Annotated in this window: 1 protein-coding gene; it reads right to left on the bottom strand. The window is 59.5% G+C overall.

Translation table 11 applies throughout. The features are described from left to right. Positions 1 to 205: 205 nt before the first annotated feature. Positions 206 to 971 (bottom strand): M20/M25/M40 family metallo-hydrolase (locus EOA60_RS34765; RefSeq protein ID WP_128312717.1); only part of this gene is annotated, 766 nt, incomplete at its 5' end.

Genomic DNA, 971 nt, shown 5'->3' with positions numbered 1-971 from the left:
GCTCCACCCCCAGCCTTGTGCAGCTTCAGCCGATCCGACTGCTTCGCGCGCTCGCGCTGAGCAGCCGATCCCTCTCGCCTTCAGCCTTGACAGGGAACATGAGAGATTAGAAGGCATCGATTCTGCAAGTCGACCTATCAAATCCCAGTAAGCCGCGCTGATCGGATTGATCGCAGTGCCGCTCCTCGAAGCGACATGGAGATGCCTAGCCCAGGGTCTCGAAGAGGCGCAGCAACAGCGTGGCCCTCGGGACCAGCGATGAAATGAAAATCTGCTCCTGGTGGGAGTGCGCGCCCTTGCCGTCCGGCCCCATCCCATCGAGCGTGGGCACAAACTGGGCTGTGAAATTCGCGTCCGAGCCGATCGCGCCATTGACGCCTTCGAGCACGAAACCAATTTCCGCCGCCAGTTGGCGCGCATGCTGGAACAGAGCCTCGATCTCAGGGGATTTCTCGTAACCTGGAAGACGACCGATCTTGGTGATCATCTCGATCGTTACGTCTGGGTCGTAGGATCTGATGGCGCGCATGCGCGCAATGGCCTTTTCCGCCATCTCCGAACTGGGCGCGCTCATGCTTATCCTGGCGAAAGCATGTTCGGGCACGATACTCGTACTGGTCCCCCCCTCGATAATTCCAACATTCATGTAAAACTCACTGTCGTAGTCGTTCATTGACTCGATATCGAGGATTTGCCGTGCGAGCTCACGTACTGCGCTGCGTCCGTGTTGCGCGGCCAGAGAGTGCGCAGAGCGACCAGTTACTTTCATGTCGAAGCTCGCCGTCCCGCCCCTACGCGAAGTAACGATCTTACCGCCGTTGCGTGCCGGCTCCGTGACCAGGACGTAGCGCGCGCGGCGCGCCTCCTCTTCAATGAGTTCTCGTGAGGTGAGACTTCCAACCTCTTCGTCCGGGACAAAGAGGTGGCGGATTGGAAGCCTCCCGGGCCGGCCGGAACGAATTAGATGGCAC

Origin of the sequence: Mesorhizobium sp. M1A.F.Ca.IN.020.06.1.1, from assembly GCF_004023265.1 — a bacterium.
Lineage (GTDB): Bacteria > Pseudomonadota > Alphaproteobacteria > Rhizobiales > Rhizobiaceae > Mesorhizobium.
Note: the sequence above shows the minus strand (reverse complement) of the source record. Positions and strands in the feature narration are given on the sequence as shown.